This window comes from Nitratireductor soli (assembly GCF_001050155.1).
Taxonomy (GTDB): Bacteria; Pseudomonadota; Alphaproteobacteria; order Rhizobiales; family Rhizobiaceae; genus Nitratireductor; species Nitratireductor soli.
On record NZ_LFVY01000021.1, the window covers coordinates 1 to 17528 of the forward strand.

At 64.3% G+C, this 17528-nt stretch carries 18 protein-coding genes and 2 pseudogenes; all 20 read right to left on the reverse strand.

Annotation, left to right across the window (positions count from 1 at the left end; translation table 11 throughout):
* Positions 1-602 (reverse strand): P-type conjugative transfer protein TrbJ (gene trbJ, locus AB843_RS21865; RefSeq protein ID WP_048649037.1); only part of this gene is annotated, 602 nt, incomplete at its 3' end.
* Positions 599-3091 (reverse strand): conjugal transfer protein TrbE, encoded by a 2493-nt coding sequence (gene trbE, locus AB843_RS21870; RefSeq protein WP_048649038.1) that lies wholly within the window; start codon positions 3089-3091, stop codon positions 599-601. The genes trbJ and trbE, both read right to left, overlap by 4 nt.
* Before the next feature lie 10 nt (positions 3092-3101).
* Positions 3102-3383: a VirB3 family type IV secretion system protein gene (locus AB843_RS21875; RefSeq protein WP_048649039.1), complete on the reverse strand. Its 282-nt coding sequence runs from the start codon at positions 3381-3383 to the stop codon at positions 3102-3104.
* Entirely contained in the window at positions 3383-3715 is a 333-nt protein-coding gene (locus tag AB843_RS21880) for a TrbC/VirB2 family type IV secretion system protein (protein WP_048649040.1), read from the reverse strand. Before AB843_RS21880 ends, AB843_RS21875 begins: the two co-directional genes overlap by 1 nt.
* Complete coding sequence (gene trbB / locus AB843_RS21885) at positions 3712-4707, reverse strand: P-type conjugative transfer ATPase TrbB (RefSeq protein WP_048649041.1); 996 nt, start codon at positions 4705-4707, stop codon at positions 3712-3714. Before trbB ends, AB843_RS21880 begins: the two co-directional genes overlap by 4 nt.
* Before the next feature lie 146 nt (positions 4708-4853).
* Positions 4854-5333 (reverse strand): hypothetical protein, encoded by a 480-nt coding sequence (locus tag AB843_RS21890; RefSeq protein WP_048649101.1) that lies wholly within the window; start codon positions 5331-5333, stop codon positions 4854-4856.
* 63 nt (positions 5334-5396) lie between these two features.
* Positions 5397-7334, reverse strand: coding sequence for a conjugal transfer protein TraG (locus AB843_RS21895; protein WP_244468057.1), 1938 nt, complete (start codon positions 7332-7334; stop codon positions 5397-5399).
* A gap of 150 nt (positions 7335-7484) precedes the next feature.
* Positions 7485-8453 (reverse strand): annotated as a pseudogene (locus AB843_RS21900) (LysR family transcriptional regulator).
* Between the two features lie 174 nt (positions 8454-8627).
* Positions 8628-9506: an SAM-dependent methyltransferase gene (locus AB843_RS21905; RefSeq protein ID WP_048649102.1), complete on the reverse strand. Its 879-nt coding sequence runs from the start codon at positions 9504-9506 to the stop codon at positions 8628-8630.
* A gap of 197 nt (positions 9507-9703) precedes the next feature.
* On the reverse strand, positions 9704-10435 hold the full coding sequence (locus AB843_RS21910; protein WP_048649042.1) for a VOC family protein: 732 nt from the start codon (positions 10433-10435) through the stop codon (positions 9704-9706).
* Positions 10436-10522: 87 nt separating this feature from the next.
* A complete protein-coding gene (locus AB843_RS21915) occupies positions 10523-11083 on the reverse strand; it encodes a PadR family transcriptional regulator (protein ID WP_048649043.1) in 561 nt (186 codons plus the stop codon).
* Between the two features lie 154 nt (positions 11084-11237).
* Positions 11238-12656, reverse strand: coding sequence for a DUF3363 domain-containing protein (locus AB843_RS26355; protein WP_425286833.1), 1419 nt, complete (start codon positions 12654-12656; stop codon positions 11238-11240).
* Positions 12639-13292: pseudogene (locus AB843_RS26435) on the reverse strand (relaxase/mobilization nuclease domain-containing protein); the annotation flags it as partial. The gene AB843_RS26355 and the pseudogene AB843_RS26435, both read right to left, overlap by 18 nt.
* Complete coding sequence (locus AB843_RS21925) at positions 13289-13609, reverse strand: hypothetical protein (RefSeq protein ID WP_048649045.1); 321 nt, start codon at positions 13607-13609, stop codon at positions 13289-13291. The pseudogene AB843_RS26435 and the gene AB843_RS21925, both read right to left, overlap by 4 nt.
* Positions 13606-14529 (reverse strand): lytic transglycosylase domain-containing protein, encoded by a 924-nt coding sequence (locus AB843_RS21930; protein ID WP_048649046.1) that lies wholly within the window; start codon positions 14527-14529, stop codon positions 13606-13608. Before AB843_RS21930 ends, AB843_RS21925 begins: the two co-directional genes overlap by 4 nt.
* A 5-nt stretch (positions 14530-14534) precedes the next feature.
* A complete protein-coding gene (locus AB843_RS21935; protein WP_048649103.1) occupies positions 14535-14879 on the reverse strand; it encodes a DUF736 domain-containing protein in 345 nt (114 codons plus the stop codon).
* 67 nt (positions 14880-14946) lie between these two features.
* Positions 14947-15492 carry a S26 family signal peptidase gene (locus tag AB843_RS21940; protein WP_048649047.1) on the reverse strand — a complete coding sequence of 182 codons (546 nt, stop codon included), beginning with the start codon at positions 15490-15492 and terminating at the stop codon, positions 14947-14949.
* Positions 15489-16007, reverse strand: coding sequence for a DUF2840 domain-containing protein (locus AB843_RS21945; RefSeq protein ID WP_048649048.1), 519 nt, complete (start codon positions 16005-16007; stop codon positions 15489-15491). Before AB843_RS21945 ends, AB843_RS21940 begins: the two co-directional genes overlap by 4 nt.
* Positions 16004-17086, reverse strand: coding sequence for a replication initiator protein A (locus tag AB843_RS21950; RefSeq protein WP_048649049.1), 1083 nt, complete (start codon positions 17084-17086; stop codon positions 16004-16006). Before AB843_RS21950 ends, AB843_RS21945 begins: the two co-directional genes overlap by 4 nt.
* A complete protein-coding gene (locus AB843_RS21955) occupies positions 17087-17356 on the reverse strand; it encodes a helix-turn-helix transcriptional regulator (RefSeq protein WP_048649050.1) in 270 nt (89 codons plus the stop codon). It lies immediately after the preceding gene.
* Positions 17357-17528 lie beyond the last annotated feature (172 nt).

Sequence of the window (17528 nt, forward strand, 5' to 3'; positions counted from 1 at the left end):
TGCGACTGGAGGGCGAGAAGCTGGTTGCCCGCCTGCGTGGCTTGCAGCGCGCCGGTCGCGCCCTGACTCTGGCCGACAAGGGCCGCCATCTCGGCGCGGTTGCTGTCGATATTGCCGACCGCCCCAGCCTGCACGCGCATGGCGTCCTGCAAGCCGCCGACCGTATTTTCCCAACGGCCGCGCGCATCGGCGACCAGTTGGGCGTCAGTCGCCGATAGCGAGACATTGCCATATTGGCTCTGGAACGCTTGGTCGATCTGGCCGACCTCGAAGGCGATGTTCTGCGCCTGCCCGAGAAGCTGCTGCGTGCGCTGGACGTTCTGCTGGAGCTGCTGGAGCGACGAATACGGGAGGCTCGCCAGATTACGGGCCTGATTGATAAGCATCTGCGCCTCGTTCTGGAGGCTGGTGATCTGGTTGTTGATCTGCTCCAGCGTGCGCGCGGCCGTCAGCACGTTCTGCGCGTAGTTGCTCGGATCATAGACGATGCGGCCGAAGCCGAATTGCGCATGGGCCGGGCCTGCCAGCATGGGCGAAAGCGCGACAGGCACGGCGAGCGCCAGCGCAAGGGCCGAGGCCCCGACGATCTTGGGATAGGTCATGGAAGAATCTCCTGTGTGGGGTGGGTATCGAGCCGGGCCGGCGCGGCGGATTCCGGCCGGTCGGCAAGATTGGTGAGGTTGGGGATCAGGTCGGCAGCCCAATCGACGCCGCGCTCACGCAGCCATGCGGCGAGGAAGCCGTCGCCGCCGTGTTCGGCGACGATCTGCGCAATGAGGGTCTGGTCGGATTTGGAGGATGCGGCGCAGAGCGCGAGACCGACTTCGGACAGGCCAAGCTCGAACAGGCGATTGCCCCTGCGGCTTTGACAGTAGTAATCCCGCTTGGGCGTGGCCCGTGCCAGAATCTCGATCTGGCGATCATTGAGGCCGAAGCGGCGATAGATGGCCGTGATCTGCGGCTCGATGGCCCGTTCGTTCGGGAGAAGAAGCCGCGTCGGGCAGCTCTCGATGATGGCGGGCGCGATGTTGCTGCCGTCGATGTCGGACAGGCTTTGCGTGGCAAAGATGACGCTGGCGTTTTTCTTGCGCAGCGTTTTCAGCCATTCGCGGAGCTGGCCGGCGAAACCCTCGTCGTCGAGCGCAAGCCAGCCTTCGTCTATGATGAGCAGCGTGGGGCGGCCGTCGAGCCGGTCGCCGATACGATGGAACAGATAGGCGAGCACGGCGGGAGCCGCGCCGGTTCCGACCAGCCCCTCGATCTCGAAGGCTTGCACGTCCGCCGATCCCAAATGCTCTGTCTCGGCGTCGAGCAGCCGGCCATAGGCACCGCCGACGCAGAACGGCCGGAGTGCCCGTTTCAGATCGTTGGATTGCAACAGAACGCTGAGGCCCGTGATCGTGCGTTCCTCGACCGGGGCCGAGGCGAGCGAAGTCAGCGCCGTCCAAAGATAATCCTTCACCTCGGGCGTGATGGCGATCCCTTCGCGCATGAGGATGGCGGCGATCCAGTCCGCCGCCCATGCGCGTTCATAGGTGTTGTGGATGCGGGCAAGCGGCTGGAGCGAGACGGACGCCTCGGCCCCTTCTGTCAGCCCGCCGCCAAGGTCGTGCCAGTCGCCGCCCATGGCGAGCGACGCGGCGCGGATCGAACCGCCGAAGTCGAAGGCGAAAACCTGCGATCCCGCATAGCGGCGGAACTGGAGCGCCATAAGCGCGAGCAGCACGGATTTGCCCGCGCCGGTCGGCCCGACGACGAGAGTGTGCCCCACGTCGCCGACATGCAGGGAAAACCGGAACGGGGTAGAGCCTTCGGTCCTAGCGTAGAGCAATGGAGCGTCGCCGAAATGCTCGTCCCGTTCCGGCCCCGCCCACACCGCCGATAGCGGAATCATGTGGGCGAGATTCAAAGTGCTGATGGGTGGCTGGCGGACATTCGCGTAAGTGTGTCCGGGCAGGCTGCCGAGCCATGCGTCAATCGCGTTGATGGTTTCGGGCATGGCGGTGAAGTCGCGGCCCTGAACGATCTTCTCGACCAGGCGCAACTTCTCGTCGGCTATGCGCGGGTCGGTATCCCAGACGGTGACGGTGGCCGTGACGTAGGCCATGCCCGCCACGTCCGCCCCAAGCTCCTGTAAGGCCATGTCGGCGTCGAGCGCCTTGTTGGCCGCGTCGGTGTCCACAAGGGCAGACGCCTCGTTGGTCATCACCTCTTTCAGGATCGCTGCGATGGATTTACGCTTGGCGAACCATTGGCGTCGGATGCGGGTCAGCAGCCGCGTCGCGTCGGTCTTGTCGAGCAGGATCGCGCGCGTGCTCCACCTGTAGGGAAACGGCAGGCGGTTCATCTCGTCGAGCAGGCCCGGCGTCGTCGCGGTCGGGAATCCCACGATGGTCAGGACGCGCAGATGCGCGTCGCCAAGGCGCGGCTCCAGCCCCCCGGTCAAGGGCTGGTCGGCAAGCAGCGCGTCGAGATGCATCGGCACCTCGGGCACGCGCACGCGATGGCGGTTGGTCGAGATGGTGGAATGGAGATAGGTCAGCGTAGCGCCGTCATCCATCCAACGGCACTCGGGCATGAAGCCGTCGAGCAAGGCCAGCACGCGGTCGGTGCGGTCGATGAAGCCGCGCAGCAGCTCCCACGGATCGACGCCGGATTGCTCGCGGCCCTCGTAGAGCCATGCCTCAGTGCGGGCCGCTTCCTCGGCCGGCGGCAGGTAGAGGAAGGTCAGGAAGTAGCCGGACACGAAATGCGCGTCCGCTTCCTCGAAACCCGCCTTGCGCTCGGCATCGACCAGCGCCGACGCGGGATCGGGAAAGGTGCTGTCGGGATAGGTCGCGGCTTCGCTACGCTGCGCCTCGACGAAAATGCTCCAGCCCGATCCGAGGCGGCGGACGGCATTGTTGATGCGGCCGGCGACGGCGACCAGTTCGGCGGCGACAGCGGAATCCAGATCGGGACCGCGAAACTTCGCCGTCCTCTGGAAACTGCCGTCCTTGTTCAAGACGACGCCGGAGCCGACAAGCGCGGCCCATGGCAGATAGTCGGCGAGCCGGGTGGCGGTGCGGCGGTATTCGGCAAGGTTCATCATGGCCGCGCCCTCACACCGACAGAAAAGCCGGGATGCGGAGATGCCGCCGCCCGACCTCGACGAATTGGGGATCGCGCTTCGCCGCCCATACGGCCGCGAAATGGCCGATGGCCCAGACGGCGAGGCCGACCAGCCAGAGGCGCAGGCCGAGGCCCACGGCCCCGGCCAGCGTTCCGTTCATGATGGCGATGGCGCGCGGTGCGCCGCCGAGCAGGATATGCTCGGTCAGCGCCCGGTGGACCGGGACGGAAAATCCCGGCACCGCGTCGAGTTGTTCAAGGCCGCCCGCCATCAGATGAGCGCCCCGCCGCCGAACGAGAAGAACGACAGGAAGAAGCTGGACGCCGCGAACGCTATGGACAAGCCGAACACGATCTGGATCAGCTTGCGGAAGCCGCCACCGGTATCGCCGAAGGCCAAGGTCAGCCCGGTGACGATGATGATGATGACGGCGACGATCTTGGCGACCGGCCCCTCGATGGACTGGAGGATGCTTTGAAGGGGTGCTTCCCACGGCATCGACGAGCCGGACGCATGGGCGGCCGGTGCGAGCATGAGGCTGATGACAAGGGTGGATGCGGCGGTCGCCATGCTGCGATAGCCGCGCGAAAGCGTGCGGATCATGAAGATTCTCCTGTGCTGGTGGGGATTGCCAATGAGCTGGGATGCGTGATGCGGTAGTCACCGTCCGGCCCCAGCCCTTCGACGCGGGCGAGTTCGGCCAGCTGGCGCGCGGAACCGCGCCCGGAAAGGACGGCAACAAGGTCGATGGTCTCGGCGATCAGCGCGCGCGGGACCGTGACAACAGCCTCTTGTATGAGCTGTTCAAGGCGGCGGAGCGCGCCGATGCCGGAACCGGCGTGGATAGTGCCGATCCCGCCCGGATGGCCGGTGCCCCATGCTTTCAGCAAGTCGAGGGCTTCCGGTCCGCGCACCTCGCCGATGGGGATGCGATCCGGGCGCAGGCGCAGCGAGGAACGGACCAGATCGGAAAGTGTCGCCACGCCGTCTTTCGTCCGCATGGCGACAAGGTTGGGCGCGGCGCATTGCAGCTCGCGCGTGTCCTCGATGATGACGACGCGATCCGCCGTCTTCGCCACCTCGGCGAGCAGCGCGTTGGTCAGCGTGGTCTTGCCGGTGCTGGTGCCGCCCGCCACCAAGATATTGGCGCGGGCTGCAACGGCTTCGCGCAGCGTGTCCGCCTGATCGGCGGACATGATGCCCGCCGCCACATAGTCGTCGAGCGTGAACACCGCGACGGCGGGTTTGCGGATGGCGAAGGTCGGGGCGGCGACGACGGGCGGCAGCAGACCCTCGAACCTCTCCCCGCTCTCCGGCAGTTCGGCCGAGACGCGGGGGCTGCGGGTATGAACCTCCGCGCCGACATGATGCGCGACCAGCCGCACGATGCGTTCGCCATCGGCGGCGGACAGGCGCTCGCCCGTATCGGACAACCCTTCGGACAGGCGGTCGATCCACAACCGCCCGTCCGGGTTTAACATCACCTCCACCACGGCCGCGTCTTCGAGCAGCCGGGCAATGGCGGGGCCGAGCGCGGTGCGCAACATGCGTGCGCCGCGCGCAATGGCTTCTGGTTTTTGGTGGTTGGTAGTCATGTCGGCCCCGTTTCTTCATGGGGCGCGACAGGCGATCCCCGGATCGGGGTCGATTAAGAGAGACCGAAATGCGGCCGGTTCAACAAGTATCTAGCTGTATGCGGTGATCGGCGGCGAACGGCGGTAAATAGGATGGGTCCGAATACTTACGCTTGATCGCCGTTGGTCTCGGACTCGTCTGGCAACGGATCGTCGGGAAGTGAGTCGAGGTCGCGCGACAACTCTTTGAGGAACCTGTCACCCGTCGCCAGACGCCGGCCGAGATTCTGCATGAAGCCCTCGAACCGCTCCGCGCCTTTCGCACGGGCAGCGGATTGCGCGGCTCCCGTAAGCGGCGGTGTGATGGTCATCCAGAAATGGATGAACTGCGCGACCGTCTCGCCGAGAACGGCGAGATCTAGGTCGAGCGTGTCGATCTGGCGGCCGAGCTTGTCCAGGCGGCGCGACGTGGCTGCTTCAAGCTGGTCGGCGGAATCGCCGGACAGGTAGGACATGACTGCCGCCTCCACAATGGCGGATTTCGAGACATTACGGCGCAGCGCCACCGAGCGGCGCAGCGCCATCGCCTCGATCTGCGGAATGAGCGCGGGGTCGAAATAGAGATTCAGGCGGGTTCGGGTAGTCATCGGCGTGTCCTCAAAGGTCGATTCCGTCATCGGGGTTCATCGCCACCTGCCGCGCCACCATCCTCATGCGCTGGCGCATGGCGCGGGCCTTGGCCGCGTCAACGTCCGGCTCGTCGTCCAGAAACTCGAACTCCTGTTCGGACGATGGCGGCGGCGTGACGATTTCCTCTTGGCTTGGCAATTCCGGTTCGCGGCGGATGCCGGCATTGGCCGGATCGCCCTCGGTCGCATCTGCGGCGACCGTTTCGGAACGGCTTTCCGCCGCGACCACGCGGCCGGACCAGTCATCGGCGGATGGGCTGGGCGCCAGCGGAGCGGCGACCACAGATCGGGCGGGGTCAGGATGCGTTCCTGCAACCGCGCGTCCTCGAAATATCGGGCCTTGGTCGCGCGGATCGGCGGCGTGCCCGCGACCATGACGATTTCGTCGGTGGGCGGAAGCTGCATGATTTCGCCGGGCGTCAACAGCGGCCGGGCCGTCTCCTGCCGGGAAACCATCAAATGACCTAGCCATGGCGCGAGGCGATGGCCGGCATAGTTGGTAGAATCGCGCAGCTCGGTCGCGGTGCCGAGCGCGTCGCTCACCCGCTTGGCCGTGCGCTCGTCATTCGTGGCGAAGCTGACGCGGACATGGCAGTTGTCGAGGATCGCGTTGTTCGGCCCGTATGCTCGTTCGATCTGGTTGAGGCTCTGCGCGATCAGGAAACCCTTGAGGCCGTAGCCCGCCATGAAGGCCAAGGCAGACTCGAAGAAATCCAATCTGCCGAGCGCGGGAAACTCGTCCAGCATGAGCAGCAGCCGATGGCGCTTGCCGGAGCCGGTCAATTCCTCCGTCAACCGCCTGCCGATCTGGTTGAGGATGAGCCGGATAAGCGGCTTGGTGCGATTAATGTCGGACGGCGGCACGACCAGATAGAGCGTGACGGGCTGGCGGCTACCGACCAGATCGGCAATGCGCCAGTCACACCGCGCCGTCACCCGCGCCACCACGGGATCGCGGTAGAGGCCGAGAAACGACATGGCGGTGCTCAACACGCCCGACCGCTCATTCTCGGACTTGTTCAGCAGTTCGCGGGCCGACGACGCGATGACGGGATGAACGCCCGCCTCTCCGAGATGCGGCGTGTCCATCATCGCGCGCAAGGTGGCCTCGACCGGGCGGCGGGGATCGGACAGGAAGTTAGCGACGCCAGCCAGCGTCTTGTCCTTCTCCGCATAGAGAACATGCAGGATCGCGCCGACCAGCAGCGAATGAGAGGTCTTTTCCCAATGGTTGCGCTTGTCGAGGCTGCCTTCGGGATCGACCAGAATATCCGCGATATTCTGAACGTCGCGGACTTCCCATTCGCCCTGCCGAACCTCCAGCAGCGGGTTGTAGGCCGACGATCTGGCATTGGTCGGATCGAACAGCAGAACGCGGCCATGCTTCGCCCGGAATCCGGCCGTGAGGGTCCAGTTCTCGCCCTTTATGTCATGGACGATGCAGCTTCCCGGCCATGTCAGCAGCGTGGGCACCACCAGCCCGACACCTTTGCCGCTGCGAGTGGGGGCGAAGCAAAGGACATGCTCGGGACCGTCATGGCGCAGGTAGTCTTGGCTGTGCCGGCCGAGCACCACCCCATCGGGGCCGAGCAATCCGGCCGTGCGGATTTCTCTGTCTTCCGCCCATCGCGCCGATCCGTAGGTGGCAACATTGCGCGCCTCCCGCGCCCGGATGATCGACATGAAGATGGCAGCGGCGATGGCGAGGAAGCCGCCCGATACGGCGATGATGCCGCCCTCGACGAAGATCGCGGGCGCATAGGCGTCGAACGAGAACCACCACCAGAAGAAGGCGGGCGGATAATAGACCGGCAGGCCCGCCAGCTCGAACCACGGATTGCCAAGCTGGGGCTGGAAACCAAGCCGCCAAGCGGTCCATTGGGTCGCCGCCCAGGTCGTCACCACAACTATGGTGAAGACGACGGCGATCTGACCCCAAAGGATTCGGCCTCCGCGCATAAAGGCTCCAATCGGCAAAAGACGAAGTTGATCAGAGAACGAGCGTTTTCGCGCGGCGCAACAGCAAATACGTTGCAGGAGGGCCACCGGATACGAACGGCGGCAAATAGGAGGGAACGCCAGCACATGGTCTGGCAGGCACAATTGCTCCTAGTGCGCCCGACACTGTCGTGCCATCTCACATGCGAGGCTGAGGATATTCCTCAAGGACGGTGCGCGATTGTGCGGAGACCAGACGGCAGAGAACGCAAGCGGCTCGGGTTCATCGAGGATAGGGAGAAACGTAACGTTGGCCGTATGCAGAAGCTTCGTGGCTTCGCTGGCAATCGTAATTCCGTATCCCTGCGCGATCATTGCCAGGAGTGTGCTGCGCTCAATGTCGTAGCAGAGAATCGAAAGGTTCGGCCTGACGTTGGCTAAACGCATGACGATATGGTCATGCACCTGTGGCCCGGTACCGCCACGCCGGACAACGAAGGTGTCGCTTGCAAGGTCGGCCCAAGTGACACCTGCTCAATCGGCGAGGGAATGGCTCGACGGCAGCGCCGCCAGAAGACGTTCGCTCCATATCCGGCGCGCATGACAGTCGGAGAATTCAGGCGAGCCCGCCACAAAGGTCAGGTCGAGCCCATTCGACCGAACCAGCATGACACAATCCCGAGCCGTGCCTTCGGTAATCTCGATTTCAATACTCCGATGTTGGCCGCGGAAACGATCGAGCAGTTTACTTAGGAAACTGCCGAGTATGAGGGCGTGAACGCCGATCCGCAAGCGGCCGTGCTCTCCCCGCGCTACCATACCGGCAGTCCTGACAGCATGCTCGAGTTGGTCGATGCCGGCCGTCACACGCTCAACGAAGTGGCGCCCCGCTTCGGTCAGCCTCACACCGCGCGCATGACGCTCGAACAGGACGATGCCAAGGTCTTCCTCCAGAGCCTTCACGCGCGCGCTGACGCTGGATTGCGCGACGCCGAGCGCGTTCGCCGCGTGGCGGAAGTTCAGATGTTCGGCCACAGCGAGAGCCTGTATCAGCGACGCCATCGGGATCCGGCCAGCCAACAGCGTAGAAACGGAAAAATCGGGATGTTCCCTACTTAAGCTTCGACGCATTGGTTCCATCTCACTGTTACGGCCGGCACAATCCCATCCGGCCGCCGGTGTTCAGGACGGGCCGGGTCTGCGAGAGAGGATGGTGGCGCGCCATTCCCTCAACTGCGCGGTTGCAGAAGATCAACGGATCGCGTCTGATCGGCCACTCCCGGATTAGTCCACCGCTGCCGGCGAGACCACCCGTCACGTTTTAGTTGCCCAGACGATCCGCTCGATCTCTGCCACCTTCAGATCGCGGCCGGTCGGCAGAACATATTTTTCGGCAAATTCCGCCGCACCCACCTGTTCATTCTCAACCCATCCATACTCATTGAGGAGAGGTGCGACGGCTTCTGGCGCCAGGCCGAAGTGCCACACGCGATAGCCTTCTACGAATTGGCGGTAGAGTGGCTCGGCGCCGTGGAAGTCAATACCGTTGAGGAAATCCTGACGCACGAAGGAAAAAACGAGTTGGCTGCCGGGCGCGGCACCGGAAAGGAAGGCCAGCGTCCGCCGCACCCCATCCTCGGTGAGATACTGCGTGACGCCCTCCCAGACGAACATGGTCGGCCGCTCCACCGAGAAGCCGCTTTTCGTCAAGGCAGCGCCGAGGTCGTCTCTGTCAAAATCGACGGGCAGCAGTCTGACGTTCTCCGGCACGCTGCCGAAGATCGCCTGCAATCTCTCGCGCTTGAATTCACTGTTTGCCGCGAGATCGAGCTCATAGGTGTCGATGCCAGCAGGCGCGGCGAGACGATAGGCTCTGGTATCCAGCCCGGCACCCAGAATGCTTACGGCGCCAATGCTGGCGCTAACCGCACTCGCAACCCTTTCATCCGCGTACCTCTTGCGGCACGCCACAGCGGCCCACATTCCGGGCGCGCGCTTCTCCGTCACTGCCATCAACATCCGGCGCACCGGAGTCCAGCGGGACATGCGCACGATGAATTTCAGGCCGGGCGGCAGAAATTCGATTGCCAGAGGATCGTCGATCAGTCGCTGCGCCTCGGGCACATGCTGCTCACAGGCAACGATCACCATGGGCCCGAAGGCGGTCTGTGCTGCGTCGGATCGCTTTGCCATCATGCTTTCCTCTTGTATCCTGGAGGCAGCCGCACACCGCGCGCATGTCGCTCGAACACGAGGATGCCGACAAGGATCTGTGGCCGGTGATCCAATCGGGTGTCTCCGAAGCGGCGCCGTTGCATGACGATGTTTGCCTTTCTGACGAATCAACCCGATCAATTACCGGCTGTCGCAAGCGCACAACGATGAGCTAATCACGCCTGCCGCTTCCCAGCTTCCGATCGGAGCTCATTGAGCACAGCAAACTCACGTCGCAGCGCCTCGTGTTCTTCGGCTGACAATTGCAGTTTCTCTAGTCGATCGAGGAGATTCGGCACGCGCTCATCCTCGCCCATTGCCACGGCCAGATCGATACGCGCCGCCAGCGCATATCCAAACTCGCTGAGGTCGTCGGGTTCAGTTCGTTCGAGCGCCGTGTCGAGGACTTTCGCGGCCTTGGCGTCATCGAGATGGTAGTCGCGCAGCCTCGTGACCAGGTTGAAAGTGCGCTGCCATTCCGTCTGGCCAGGCGCCTTGAACGCCTCGCCGATCACATGGTCCTCGTCTCCAGCCTTGATGAAGTAGACCGAGTTGCCCGCAGTGTCCGTAATGGTAAAGCGAGTCTGCCCAGGCCTCATCCGGGAGATGCGGGGAAAGCCCCTGCTCGGAACTTTTCCCAGCAAACGTCGCATCCTCTCGGAAAACATTCGGTGCAGGCGTTCAGCTTCCGGCACATTCACGATGCACATGCTGAAGTTGTCGTCCGGTTCCAGGGACGGCAGACCATAGAAGTGGATCTGGTAGGTTCCGTTCTGCGTCGAGGCGTAGGCATTGGGAGAGCGTTGACGATAGGTGATCTCAAAGCCGAGCGCTTCCCAGAACGCCAAAGTTTCGTCCATGGAGCCGCTGGGCAGTAATGGTACGGTGGTGCCGATTGCCTCGTGCATGGATGGTACTCCGTTAGATGCGATTGGGTTGAAGACCGCCAGCCTCTCTACGTTGGTGAAGCCAGCCGCGTTGACGACAAGCTATGCTTACGGGTCGCCCTTCATTCGATGCGCGCCCTTCTCGAGCCTCGCGATCAATCCATTCGTCCACTCATACCGGCTTTCAGCTGTATGGAGCCAAAGCCCGATAACTTCACCAACCGGCCCCCATGCCCGAAGATCCACGTCCGGCGGCAGATGAGAGACGATGCTTTCCTTCCATTGCTCCATCGCCTGTGCGCGGATACGCAAAAGATCGAGCGCTTCGGGACGGGACAGTTCGTCGATGAACCCGACGGCAGCCCCGAGCAGATCCAGCCGCTGATCATGGCTGCACAATGCATCGCGCAGCAGGCCGAAGAACGCCTCCTCACCGCCTTCGGTGAGTTCGTATTCTGTTTTCGGCGGACCGGCAGCGCTGTTCTCGGCTCCGCCTTCGCGCAGCAATCCTTGAGCCGCCATGGATTTGAGTGCGTGGTAGATCGAGCCTGGCGCTGCCGTCGACCATTCGTGCGCACCCCACGCTTCGAGATCGGAGCGCACCTGATATCCATGCGCCCGCCCCCGTCGTCGTACGGCACCGAGCACCAGAAGGCGGATCGTAGACATTGACCTACGCCCCGGCCTCTACGCGCCACCACCCATCCCGAATACCCACGGACTCGCTGTTCGCTTTCAGCATCACATTCTTTCTAGATAAATTTGACTACCGTATTTGCCTGAATTGCGCCGGTTAGTCAAGTTTGTCTAGCGACGCTAACTGCTACAAGCCGATCCCTATCGATTTCCCGATGTGCCAGGACACAGATCCGCCTTGCATGACGCCGATGACCTCGCGCCCAAGCTGGCGGTCGATGACCGGTCGCCACGGGACCAGCGTGAACTCATGGGATTTCTCGACCACGGCGAACTTGCCGCTGTATAGCTGCACTGTGCCGGTGAACGTGCCGCTCACGTTCTCGCCGTCAGCGGCAGCGTGGAACGGCAACTTTTTGACCTCGGCCATCTCCGCGCCGACGCGAGCAACCTCGCGCTCGCGCAGGGTGGCAAGCAGGCTACGCCGGTAGAAGATGCGGCCGCCCCGTGCTCGGGTGGCGTCGCCCTGCTCGATGTGATGCTCGCGTCGTTGGTCCATGGCCTCGCGCACCCGCTGGCCGAAGCCGGTCGGCGCAAGGTCGGCCGTTTCGCCATGGACCAATCGCCGGTCCAGCCATGTCGCGCCGTCCGATCCTATCTGCTTGCCTAGATCGACCGGGGAAAGGACGCGAACACTGGCCTGCCTGTCGCGGCCGGCATCGTAGTCGGCGGCGCAGTTGACCAGATCATCGGGGATGCGCCATTGGTCAACGTCGATCCGCTCGACGATCCCGGCCCGGCGCAGCGCCTCCAGCCGGCGGACATGGGCATCGACATAGCCCTCATAGTCGCCGCCCGGAACGCGGCCCTCGAATTTCGCCTGCTCCAGATGGCGGCTCGGCCGATAGATGCCGTCCTCGGCGATGGCGGTGATGGTGCGGTCGGACGGCCGAGCCGTCACCTCGGCCAGGCCGATCTGGACGACGCTGCCAATGCGAGCATCCTCCAGCCGCTCGGGCACGATGCCGGCAATGTGGTGCGTCCTACCGTCGATCCCGTCCACCACTACGGTCAGGTTCTCCCCCAACTCGTCGGACAGATGCTTGTCCACGACACGGCCGACAATGGGCGTCTCGGGCGCACCGTCATGGATTTGGAAGCTCATGGGATCGCGTTCGCCTCCCTGCGGGCCGAGCGCCATCTGCATGGTGCGGATAATGTCGCCACGCTCGCCTAGCTCGCGCAGGGCAGGCTCCATGTCCTTGCTCAATTCCCAAACGGCGGGCGCGTGCTCGGTCGCCAGCCCCATCTTCTCCAGCTTGTTAAGGCGGCGCAGGCGCAAGGTGCGCTCGAACTGCCGCATCGGCTCTGCCGGTTCATGGCGCAGGTCGAGGAAACGGGCATCGGCTTCCTCGGCCATGGCGCGGTCGATCCGGGTGAAACGGTCTTGGTCGATTTCGGCGGACAGCTTGCGGGTCTGCTCGATCTCGGTGACGGGGCCGAGTTCCAGACTGGCAAGCTCGCTGGCGCGCTCGCGAAGGCCGGCAGAAAGATAGTCGCCGTTGATGACTAGGTCCCCACCCGTGTCGTCGCGGCCGTTGACCATGATATGCACATGGGGATGGCCGGTGTTGTAGTGGTTCACCGCAACCCAATCGAGTTTTGTGCCAAGGTCGGCTTCCACCTGTTTCATGAAATCGCGGGTGTAGGCCGTGAGGTCCGACAGCTCCGCGCCATCCTCGGGCGAGACGATGAATCTGAATTGGTGGCGGTCGTCCTTGCCGCGATCAAGGAAGGCGTCGCCATCGGCGCGGTCCTCGGTCGCCGAATAGAGCTGCCCCCGCTCGCCATCGCGCGATGTTCCGTCGCGCTGGACATAGCGCAGATGCGCACGGGCACGGCCGCCCTTCCATGCGGCCCGGACGCTGCGCTGCTTGACGATGACGCGGCGGCTGCCCGGCTGGCGATGATGCCAATGGCCGGAGATATTGCGGGCGCGCATGAAGCTCGCGCCCCGGCCGCGCTTCACGCCCTTGCCGCTGGCGACCATGGCGCGGGACCGGCCCGGCGATGACGGGCGGGCGGATGACGGCATGGAAGGGACGCGGGAGGCTGCCGCTTGATGCTGTCGGGTGATCTTCTTGACCTGCGTAAAAAAGCTCTTGGTCTTGCCGGCCTTCGGCGTGTCGGATCGGTTGCGACCGGGCTTTGGTCGGAAGCGGTTTTCGTCGTCGGCGCTCATGGGCGCGACTCCAGCCGAAACCGCCGAAAAACGGCCGATATGCGCCTATGGTGCCGCTCGAAACCCTGCAAAGCCAAGGCATTGCGCGAAATCGCGGCACGCCGCCCCTCAAAACCATGGTGCCGGAACCGGGCACCTAACCAGTGTGCAGACAACAATAATTTCCAGAAGCGGCCCGAAATGGTGCCGTCTTCTTTAATCTTGCCCTCCGCCTTTTCTGCCTTTTCCGCCCTTCCTGTCGGGAATGCAGCCGGGCGCAAACCCGCCTGACTGGACACCGGAATGAGCGCCGCCGAGCGCGGGAACGCCGTCCTCATGGCGCTCCCCCGTCGCCGGCGCGGGCGACGAAAATGCTGCCGTCCTGCGGCTCCGTGCGAACAGGATCGCGCACCGGAATGCTCGCGCGGCCGTCGCCGGACCGCGCTGCGGATGACAGTGCGGCAACAATCTCTGTGTTGCCCGAGCGCGCGACGAACAGCGGAGCCGCGCGCCAATCCGGCGGCGGTGGCGCAGGCGTCACGACTTCGGATGCAGTCGCGCCGCCGCCGAGGGCCGGCACCAATGCGGCGACATAGGCGCGAGTCTCGGCCGGCACAGCGCGGCCGGTCGCAAGATATTCGTCATAGCGGCTGGGACCGGCGTTGTAGGCTGCGAGCATCGCGGCGACATTGCCGTAGCGGTCCCACATCTCGCGCAGATAGGCTGTGCCCGCGAGGATGTTGTCGCGCGGTTCGTAGGGATCGCGGCCAAGACGATAACGAACGCGCAAGCCCGCCCAGGTGTCGGGCATGACCTGCATCAATCCCATCGCCCCGGCCGACGAGATCGCGCGCATGTCGCCCGCACTCTCGGCGCGCAGAACGGCGCGAATCCAACGCTCGGGGATGCCGAAGCGCTGCGACGCCTCGGCGATATGAGCGCCATAAGGATCGACGGTGACGCTACGCACGACGGGCGCGGACTGAGCGAACGTAGCGGTCAGTCCCGCGCAAAACGCGAACACGCCGACAAGCAGGAGAATGGCATAACGAGCTGCGAACCTGTCTCCGCTACGCCGCCAGCCTGCCTGCGTGCTCGCTGCGGTCAAGGGTGCGCGCAAAGCGCCGGCCGATGGCCGCCCCTGACCTTCGCTGCGCCCGCCGGCCGTCCGGTGGCCGAGCGGGACGGCGGGATGAGACGGTCTTCCCGCGAACATTGGGATGAGGGCTTTGAGCGCGAGGATGGCGCGGGACCACATTGCCGTCAGTCCCGCTCGTCGCGCGGTTTCGGACGGCTCCAGTGCAGCGACCACGACGTGCCGGCATCGTCGTCGCGGAACAGGTTGGCGCGGATCGGTTGCGGCAAGGTGGGGTCATCGAGCAGCACGGAAAGATATTCGCCGGCCTTCTCGCCAGTGCGTTTCCATGCTGCGCCGATCTCCGGGCCTGTTTCGTTGCTCATGCCGTCGAAGAGGTGGACGCGATAACTTGGTGCGTTCTCCGCGTCGGACGGGTTTGCCACGATGATGATGTCCTGTTGCAGTAGGAGCGTTCCGAGGTTTCCTATGAAGCCGGTTTCCTCGCGCGTGAATTGACCGATCTGCGGTATGTCTGTCTCCATGCGGTGGCGTTTGAAAAACCATCGGCGGGCACCGATCCCGCTGATGGAAAAGCGGTCACTGGGTCGGCGCGCGCCATTGGTAGCGGCCGTCGCCTTCCTCATCGGTCCAGAGCGGTAGCGCCCTGCCGATGACGGAACTTGCGGGGATGAGTCCGAAGTAACGGCCGTCAAGGCTGTCGCTGACTTCCCAATTCATGAGGAAAAGCTGGTCGTCTCCAACGACACGGCAGCCCTGCCAGACGGGCAGATTGCGGCCGATCCGGTCGTGGTCGAGCGCCTCGCCCATCTCGATCCCGTCAACCGTGATCGTACGGCTGGCGCGGCAAACCCGCTGTCCGGGCAGGCCGAGCACGCGCTTCAAGAGCGGGACGCCATGCCCGACATAGCCGCGCTCGACCATGAAGGCGGCGAGTGGTTCGGGCGGCATGATGGCGACCAGCTCGGGCACGTCGATTCGCTCGGCCGCCTCGACCGTGTAGAAGCCGATCGGCGCGCTAGCGGTCCCGTTCCAGATCAGTTTTGTCGGTGCGTCGATCGCACTGGTGGCGCCGATGGTGAGCACGGCGAGCGCCGTCACCGTGAGGGTGCGTCGGCGGGTCATGGCTCGATTCTCCGGCGATGCATCCAGGCGGCGTGGCGCTCCGGCGTGTAGGCGTGCGGCTCGAGGCCAGCGATCAGTCGGTTGTGGACATGCCGCCAGTGATCCGGCGAGGCGTCGACCGGATTGAGGCCGAGTGCTTCCACGGCGTCGATGGCGGAAAGGACGCGCTGAACCTTCGGCCAGCTATCGAGGCGCAACAGGATGTCGCCGCCAGGCCGCACGAAGGGCAGCGTCTGGAAGGGCTCACCGCGACGAACCGCGCGCACGATGTCGATGCGCGAGATGATCGTGCCGTGCTCATTGGCCGCCCAGCGAACGAAAGCGAAGATGCTGTTCGGGGCGAAGCCGACGATGCTGCGGCGACGGTGGAGGATCTGTTCGTAGCTCTTGTGGCCGAACCTGATCCAGTGCTCGATCCTCCGCTTCTGGAAGGTCAGTTCGACCAGGGTGGTGAAAGGCGCAGGCCCGTCCGGCAACAGCGGGCCGTGCGCGCCGTGATGCGCGCGACGGGTCATCGTTCTTCTCCGGAAAAGTAAGGGGATTGCGGCGGGAGCGTCGCACCCTGATTGGCAGGGCGCTGGTCGGCGGCACCGGCACCACGCCTCGCATGCGCGCGCGTCAAAGAAGAAGAGTTAGTTTTATTGTTAGATTCTTCTATAAAGCGCGCCGCGCTATTTGCGCCTGATGTGCCGATACCGCGTGCGCCTGATGTGCCGATGGCTTTAACAGGCTTTTCAACAGGCACTGTGAATTGTTCTGCGGGCAAGATGCGCAGCAGTTCCCGCCTGTCTTCCCACTCTGTCTCAAGGCGATAGCCAGGGAGCCGTTGGCGTGCTGCGATGCGGCGCAGGTCGAGCGCGAAATCCGATGGCCGCGCGAGGCTGCCGGACTTCTGATGGAGATGCGAAACCTCGAACGCCCAGCCTTCTGGCTGGCGGCCGGCGTGCTTGCGGGCAACGCGATAGAGCCACCGTTCGATGCCGCCGGTCAGCCGGAAATAGGCCGGGTCGATGGCCAGGACCAATGAGCGGTCGACGACGCTGTTGTAGAACCATTCGGGCAAGACGAACTCCATGCCCTCGACACGGCCGGCCCGCGTCGTCAACTCCTCCCACTCGTTGATCCAGGAGAATTGTCGGCGCCGCCAATGCAGGCCGTTGCGGATTGTGGTCGCGATGACGGTGGATTGCAGGCGCGCGAGCGCGGCCTTGAGCAGCACGTATTGCCGGTTGCCGGTCGGGCGGCCGATGGCGCGTAACAGGTGATAGGGCGTGAAGCGGAAGAAGCGCGAGGTGGCAAAGCCGTCGTTTTCGGCCGCGACGATCTGCGAGGCGGCCCAGATCAGCAAGTCCGCGTCCCAGATGGTCGCCATACCGTGCTCGGGCATGCCAAACACCTGCACCTCGACGTCGGCGGCCTTGTAGAGGATTGGCTTTGTGCGCGGCGTCTTCGCCAGCGAGAAGAACGGCCGCTCCATCAAGTCGCGCTGGTCGCGTGGCGAAGCATCGCCGGTGGCGACCACGAAGGGGTCGAGCCGGCTACGTTCGCTGGCGTGGTCCGTCGGCGCGAGGCGATAGGCGTCGTCGCGCAGCATTCAGCATTCGCCCCGTTCTTCGGGTGTCAGCGGGCGGGCGGGAAAGACCCTGCCGGCAATCTTGTCGCGGGTGGATTTGCGGGCACCGATGGTGGTCCAGGCTTGCAGGTCTTCGACCGCGTAGAGGACACGACCACCGATCTTGCGATAAGTTGGACCGGTGCCGTAGGTCCGGTGCTTTTCGAGGGTACGAAGTGAGATACCGAGGAAGCGTGCGGCTTCCTGCGTGCGCAAGAGACGGGGCGGCAGGCCCGTCAACGGATTGGCCATGGGATCACCTTTGGTTCGTCGTTGAAGCGGCCGCCGGTAGAGGCGGGCTATGGCGAACCATGGCGAGGGAATGGCGGCGGGTAGCGTGCCGCATTTGCGCCTATGCGCTGGCGGCACCCCTTCGGCTGTTCTGACTGGAATCGGTTGTTTGTCGCCGCGCAGCTCAAAGCTG

Excerpts from the sequence above, each read along its gene's own strand:
- trbE (WP_048649038.1), bottom strand. The coding sequence starts at position 3,091 with ATGATGAACCTTGCCGAATACCGCCGCACCGCCACCCGGCTCGCCGAC.
- AB843_RS21875 (WP_048649039.1), bottom strand. The coding sequence starts at position 3,383 with ATGGCGGGCGGCCTTGAACAACTCGACGCGGTGCCGGGATTTTCCGTC.
- AB843_RS21880 (WP_048649040.1), bottom strand. The coding sequence starts at position 3,715 with ATGATCCGCACGCTTTCGCGCGGCTATCGCAGCATGGCGACCGCCGCA.
- trbB (WP_048649041.1), bottom strand. The coding sequence starts at position 4,707 with ATGACTACCAACCACCAAAAACCAGAAGCCATTGCGCGCGGCGCACGC.
- AB843_RS21890 (WP_048649101.1), bottom strand. The coding sequence starts at position 5,333 with ATGACTACCCGAACCCGCCTGAATCTCTATTTCGACCCCGCGCTCATT.
- AB843_RS21895 (WP_244468057.1), bottom strand. The coding sequence starts at position 7,334 with ATGCGCGGAGGCCGAATCCTTTGGGGTCAGATCGCCGTCGTCTTCACC.
- AB843_RS21905 (WP_048649102.1), bottom strand. The coding sequence starts at position 9,506 with ATGGCAAAGCGATCCGACGCAGCACAGACCGCCTTCGGGCCCATGGTG.
- AB843_RS21910 (WP_048649042.1), bottom strand. The coding sequence starts at position 10,435 with ATGCACGAGGCAATCGGCACCACCGTACCATTACTGCCCAGCGGCTCC.
- AB843_RS21915 (WP_048649043.1), bottom strand. The coding sequence starts at position 11,083 with ATGTCTACGATCCGCCTTCTGGTGCTCGGTGCCGTACGACGACGGGGG.
- AB843_RS26355 (WP_425286833.1), bottom strand. The coding sequence starts at position 12,656 with ATGGTCAACGGCCGCGACGACACGGGTGGGGACCTAGTCATCAACGGC.
- AB843_RS21925 (WP_048649045.1), bottom strand. The coding sequence starts at position 13,609 with ATGAGGACGGCGTTCCCGCGCTCGGCGGCGCTCATTCCGGTGTCCAGT.
- AB843_RS21930 (WP_048649046.1), bottom strand. The coding sequence starts at position 14,529 with ATGTGGTCCCGCGCCATCCTCGCGCTCAAAGCCCTCATCCCAATGTTC.
- AB843_RS21940 (WP_048649047.1), bottom strand. The coding sequence starts at position 15,492 with ATGACCCGCCGACGCACCCTCACGGTGACGGCGCTCGCCGTGCTCACC.
- AB843_RS21945 (WP_048649048.1), bottom strand. The coding sequence starts at position 16,007 with ATGACCCGTCGCGCGCATCACGGCGCGCACGGCCCGCTGTTGCCGGAC.
- AB843_RS21950 (WP_048649049.1), bottom strand. The coding sequence starts at position 17,086 with ATGCTGCGCGACGACGCCTATCGCCTCGCGCCGACGGACCACGCCAGC.
- AB843_RS21955 (WP_048649050.1), bottom strand. The coding sequence starts at position 17,356 with ATGGCCAATCCGTTGACGGGCCTGCCGCCCCGTCTCTTGCGCACGCAG.